The organism is Albidovulum sp., from assembly GCF_049646345.1.
In the GTDB taxonomy this organism is placed as follows: domain Bacteria; phylum Pseudomonadota; class Alphaproteobacteria; order Rhodobacterales; family Rhodobacteraceae; genus Albidovulum.
Genome location: NZ_JBARVQ010000611.1, coordinates 1 through 4990 on the forward strand (window position 1 = coordinate 1; position 4990 = coordinate 4990).

General features: G+C 65.5%; 5 protein-coding genes and 1 pseudogene. 3 read left to right on the forward strand and 3 right to left on the reverse strand.

The features are described from left to right. From WBB85_RS15970 to WBB85_RS15980, 3 genes and pseudogenes are all read left to right on the forward strand, one after another. Nucleotides 1–450: pseudogene (locus tag WBB85_RS15970) on the forward strand (hypothetical protein); the annotation flags it as partial. After that, nucleotides 447–1697: an FGGY-family carbohydrate kinase gene (locus WBB85_RS15975; protein WP_432639590.1), complete on the forward strand. Its 1251-nt coding sequence runs from the start codon at nucleotides 447–449 to the stop codon at nucleotides 1695–1697. The pseudogene WBB85_RS15970 and the gene WBB85_RS15975, both read left to right, overlap by 4 nt. Continuing rightward, a complete protein-coding gene (locus WBB85_RS15980; protein ID WP_432639591.1) occupies nucleotides 1694–2506 on the forward strand; it encodes a TIGR01459 family HAD-type hydrolase in 813 nt (270 codons plus the stop codon). Before WBB85_RS15975 ends, WBB85_RS15980 begins: the two co-directional genes overlap by 4 nt. Nucleotides 2507–2528: 22 nt before the next feature. Here WBB85_RS15980 and WBB85_RS15985 read toward each other — a convergent pair whose 3' ends face one another. The 3 genes from WBB85_RS15985 to WBB85_RS15995 are packed head-to-tail and all read right to left on the reverse strand — an operon-like array spanning nucleotide 2529 to nucleotide 4696. Next, on the reverse strand, nucleotides 2529–3572 hold the full coding sequence (locus WBB85_RS15985; protein ID WP_432639592.1) for an aldo/keto reductase: 1044 nt from the start codon (nucleotides 3570–3572) through the stop codon (nucleotides 2529–2531). A 51-nt stretch (nucleotides 3573–3623) separates the two neighbouring features. Then, nucleotides 3624–4334 (reverse strand): transporter substrate-binding domain-containing protein, encoded by a 711-nt coding sequence (locus WBB85_RS15990; RefSeq protein WP_432639593.1) that lies wholly within the window; start codon nucleotides 4332–4334, stop codon nucleotides 3624–3626. Further along, a complete protein-coding gene (locus tag WBB85_RS15995; RefSeq protein WP_432639594.1) occupies nucleotides 4331–4696 on the reverse strand; it encodes a MerR family transcriptional regulator in 366 nt (121 codons plus the stop codon). Before WBB85_RS15995 ends, WBB85_RS15990 begins: the two co-directional genes overlap by 4 nt. Nucleotides 4697–4990 lie beyond the last annotated feature (294 nt).

A 4990-nucleotide genomic window follows, 5' to 3' on the forward strand; every position in this document is an offset into this window, starting at 1 on the left:
ACCGAACCGCGCGCCATATGTCAGCCCGATCCGGGACTTGCCGCAGAGCTTGCAGATACCGGCTGGGTTCCGGCGCCCGATGAAACCCAGAAGGTGGCCCTTGATCCGCGACTGACGGAATTGGCCACCGCCGGAACGCTCTATCCCGATCATGTGGTCTTTCTCGGCCCCGGCGTCTTTGTCGCGCCCGAGGGGGTGAGCGTGGCCCAGGCGCTGGAGCGTGCCGCCGCCACTGTACCATCACGCAAACTCATCCTGTTTCCGGGGCGTGGTGCGGCCGTGCCCGAGGACGGCCCCGCCGCCCTGCATCCCATCGCCCGCACGCTTGGCGATGTGCTGCTGCGGATCCCACCCGGTATCGATGTCCGGCCCTTGCCCGATGCAGAGGTCGCGGCCCTTCTCGACTGGGATGCTGAAAAATACCGGCAGGCGCTGGCAGGTCCACGATGAGCGACCTTGCCCTTGGCATCGATATCGGCACGAGCGGCATTCGGGTCGCGGCCCTTGCGGCCGATGGAACACTGCAGGCAGGCGCTGCGGCCAGCCATGCCGAGATCGGCGAAGACCACCGCGCGCCGCAGGTCTGGGCGGATGCATTGCGCCTTGCCCTCGACCGTCTTGGCCAGACGGTCGCGCTTGGCCGGATCGGCGCGGTCGCGGTTGACGGAACATCGGGCAGCGTGCTCGGGCTCGACCGGTCCGGTGGGCCCGTCGGCGGCGCGCTGATGTATAATGACGCGGTATCGGACCCGGATATCCCCACGCGCATCGCAGCATGGGCCCCGGCGGCAAGTGCCGCACATGGCCCGGCCTCAGCGCTTGCCCGGGCGCTGGTGCTGCAGGACCGGCCCGGCGTGATCCGGATCGCCCATCAGGCGGACTGGATCGCGGGGCTGCTGGCCGGGGCACCCCTGCCCGGCGACGAAAGCAATGCGCTGAAAACCGGTTACGACCCGGTCGCCCGGCGCTGGCCCGACTGGATCGGGGAGACGGGGCTTGCGCCCACGCTTCTGCCGGAGATCGTGCCAGCCGGTGCCGCGACCGGCGTCACATCCGGCGCATTTGGTTTGCCCCGCGACGCGGTGCTTGTGGCGGGCGTGACCGATGGCTGCGCCTCGTTCCTTGCGACCGGGGCCGCACAGCCTGGCGATGGCGTCACTGCACTCGGCACGACGCTGACCATCAAACTTCTGTCCGACCGGCCGGTTTTCGCACCCGAATACGGCATCTACAGCCACCGGATCGGCGATATCTGGCTTGCGGGCGGGGCCTCCAATTCCGGCGGCGGGGTACTGGCGCAGGTCTTTTCGCCCGAACGGATCGCCGAACTGTCCAGCCAGATCGATCCCGCTTCGGACAGCGGCTTTGACTATTACCCGCTGCCTTCACCCGGTGAGCGGTTTCCGGTCAGCGATCCCCATTTCCAACCCCGGATGACGCCACGCCCCGAAGAGGATGCCGCATATCTTCACGGGCTGCTGGAAGGCATCGCCCGGATCGAAGCACTGGGATATCGGCGGCTTGCCGAACTTGGCGCGCCGGCCCTTGCCGCACTTTATTCCGTGGGCGGCGGGGCAGAAAACGACACATGGTCAGCCCTGCGCCGCCGGATCACGGGCGTCGCGCAAAGGGCGGCGGCCTCCACTCAGGCCTGCGCCGGGGTAGCGCGGCTTGCCTTGCCGCATCTTTCACGATGACCCGGCGCATTAACGGAGTGTCGGAGGTCATCGGCAGGGTGGATGCCGTCTGCGTCGATCAATACGGCGTCCTGCATGACGGCAAGACCGCCCTTCCCGGTGCGCGCGACTGCCTTGAGCGGATCAGGGCCGCCGGATTGCCCGTCCTGGCGCTGACCAATTCCGGCAAACGCGCGGATGAGAATGCCGCGCGTCTGGAGCGGCTGGGTTTTCCCCGGCACCTCTTCACCGGCCTTCTCAGTTCCGGCGAGGTTGTGTGGCACATGCTGCGATCCCGGCTGGAATGCGGTGATCTGGCACCCGGCGCCCGGGTCTGCCTGCTGTCACGCGACAACGACCGCTCGCTGGTCAGCGGTCTGGATCTGACGCTTGTGGCACCGGGATCGGATGCCGATCTTGTCCTGATCGCGGGGATTGAGCCGGAAAGGCACAGCCGGGACGCGTATCGGGCACTTCTGTCAACACATGCGAAGCGGGGCGTCCCGGCAATCGCTGCCAACCCCGATCATGTGATGTATACCTCCAGCGGCGCGGCTTTCGGCCCGGGTGCCGTGGCGGATGACTATCGCAGTGCCGGGGGGCATGTTCATGTCATCGGGAAACCGTCCCCGGACTTCTTTGCCGCCGCTTTGGATCGGTTTGACGGGATCTCCCCCGGCCGGGTTCTGATGGTCGGCGACAGCCCGGTTCACGATATTGCAGGCGCGAAACAGGCCGGGCTGAAGACCCTGCTGATCGAAGGCGGGGTTCAGTCCGGCCTCGGGACGACCGGCACCGCCGATTATGTGCTGGAAGCGCTCCGCTGGTAGCGATCCCGCGGCACACGTCCCGTCAAAAGGGCAGCGGATGCGCCTTGTGGGCCGCCGCAATCTCGGTCAGCACATCCTCGGACAGTTCCAGCTCTGCCGCCGCGAGCGCATGAGTAAGCTGGTCCACGGTCGTCGCGCCGAAGATGGGGATCACCGGAAAGGGCCGCGTCAGGGTCCAGGCAAGCGCCATCTGCGCGGGGTCGATCCCGTGGCGATGCGCTATGCCGAGATAGGCTGAAACCGCCTCCCACACACGCGGAGAGATGCGGCCGCCAAGTTCGGGATTTGCCTCGCGCCGCGATCCGGCCGGGATCACATCACCCGCATATTTCCCGGTCAGAAGCCCCGCCGCCAATGGCGAAAAGGCCAGGAGCGTGACCCGTTCATTATGCCCCAGCTCGGCCAGATCGGTGTCATAGAGCCGACAGAGCAACGAGTATTCGTTCTGCAGCGAAACCGGGCGCGGCCCCCTGCCCTCATCCGAGAGCCGGATCCATTGCGCCATGCCCCAGGCGCTTTCATTCGAAAGCCCCCAATGGCGGATCTTGCCTTCCTTGACGAGAGCGCCCAGCGTTTCAAGACACTCGGCCATGTTGTCAAGAACCGCCGCCCGGTCCTGTTTCGACGGGTCGTAATGCCAATACTGGCGGAACATGTAGCTGCCACGATTGGGCCAGTGGAACTGATAAAGATCGACATAGTCGGTCCTGAGCCGCGTCAGTGAACGCTCAAGCGCCCTGCGGATCGACGGCCCGTCAATCACTTCCCCCTTGTCGCGCGCGACCGAGCCTTCCCCGGCAATCTTCGTGGCAATGACCCAGTCGCCGCGATTGCCGCCCGTCCCGATCCAGTTGCCGATGATCTCTTCGGTCCGGCCGATGGTTTCCTTGCGGACCGGATTGACCGGATACATCTCGGCCGTATCCATGAAATTCACACCGCGTTCGGTGGCGATGTCGATCTGGCGATGCGCCTCGGCCTCGGGCGTCTGACTGCCCCAGGTCATGGTGCCAAGGCAGAGAGCGGAAACCTCAAGATCGGTCGGCCCCAATGTGACGCGCTGCATGTCTTTCTCCCTCTCTCGTCGGCGGACCTTGGCCCGATGGGTCGCCCGGCGTCAAGCAACAGTCAGGTCAATCTCGGCATCTCTGAACCCATAGGCATGCATCATCCGCCGATGAGCGGGGCTGCCAAGATACCGGGTCAGAACCTCATCGACCTCTGCCCGCAATGTTCCGTCGGCAAGCGAAAAGGCAAAGGCCCCGAAGGCAGGCGACTTTTCTTCCGGCGGCACCGCGACCGCCTCAAGCCCCCAATCGGGGTGCCGGAGGATGAACCCGGTATGGGCGCGCGCGACGCTGGCATAGGCATCGGCCCGTCCGTCCCGAACCGCGGCGGCAGCGTCAGGATAGGTGTCGAACATCTTCACCCGCGTCGCCGGAATACCGGTCTCCAGCGCAGTCCGATGCTGAACCTGATCGCGGATCACCGCAAGAATGGCGCGGTCATCGCGCAGGACCCCGCTATACCCGCTCAGCCCCATCGGATTGCCCTTCCGCACGAGCAAGCCGTCGGCAAGTGCCCAGATCGGGCGACTGAAAAGCGCCACCCTCTGCCTTGCCCCGGTCGCGAACAGTCCCGTCGTCATACGCCAGCGGCCGTCCGCAAGGCCGGGCAGAAGGGCCGCGAATTCCGTCTCGACCGGATCGAAACGGGCAATGCCGAGCGTCTGGAAAACATGACGGGCAAGATCGACATCGCAGCCAGTGATGCGCCCATCTTCCCCCCGATCATTGAACGGCCGTTCGATCAGATAGGCAAATCTCATGTCTCGCCCCCGCCATCCGTTGCCCCATAGCTGGCGATCTTGACCGCCAGCACCTCATCGCATCTGTCCAGAAGGGCACGACGGCGCTGCAATTCTCCGGCATGGGCCAGAAGGATCGCGCGGCGCTTTGCCACCGTCCCGCCGCCCGATTTCGCAAGTGCCGTAAAGCGTTTCATCTGGCGCAACGGCATGCCGGTTTCGCGCAGCCAGTAGAGCAGCGTCAGCCAGTCGACATCGCGCACGCTGAAGTCCCGGTGACCATCGGGGCCGCGCCGTATCTCGGGCAGCATCCCCGATTTCTCGTAGTAGCGGATCGTGTCTGAGGACAACCCGCACGCCTCGGCCGCTTCGGATATCTTCATTGCCGTTCTCCTGATGCGCGGACCGGTCTAGCAGGTTGGAGCAAGTCCAGGTCAAGGATGGCACTGGCGATATCGCGAACAGAAATATTGAGAACACAACAAGAACACACTATCCTTGCCCGATGACGCGCCAGACCCTTGCCCAGATCATCTCACGTCAGAACCGGCGGCCCCGTCCGGGACTGCCCTTTCTGGGCGCACTTACGCTTGCCCGGGCGCGGGTGCATGAGTTCTGCGGCCCGGCCCGGCGGACGCTGGCGCTGATGGCGGCGCGGAGCACGCAAGGCCCGGTGC

What these genes read in the sequence shown, in the direction of transcription:
- WBB85_RS15975 (WP_432639590.1), top strand. Translation starts at nt 447, where the DNA reads ATGAGCGACCTTGCCCTTGGCATCGATATCGGCACGAGCGGCATTCGG.
- WBB85_RS15980 (WP_432639591.1), top strand. Translation starts at nt 1,694, where the DNA reads ATGACCCGGCGCATTAACGGAGTGTCGGAGGTCATCGGCAGGGTGGAT.
- WBB85_RS15985 (WP_432639592.1), bottom strand. Translation starts at nt 3,572, where the DNA reads ATGCAGCGCGTCACATTGGGGCCGACCGATCTTGAGGTTTCCGCTCTC.
- WBB85_RS15990 (WP_432639593.1), bottom strand. Translation starts at nt 4,334, where the DNA reads ATGAGATTTGCCTATCTGATCGAACGGCCGTTCAATGATCGGGGGGAA.
- WBB85_RS15995 (WP_432639594.1), bottom strand. Translation starts at nt 4,696, where the DNA reads ATGAAGATATCCGAAGCGGCCGAGGCGTGCGGGTTGTCCTCAGACACG.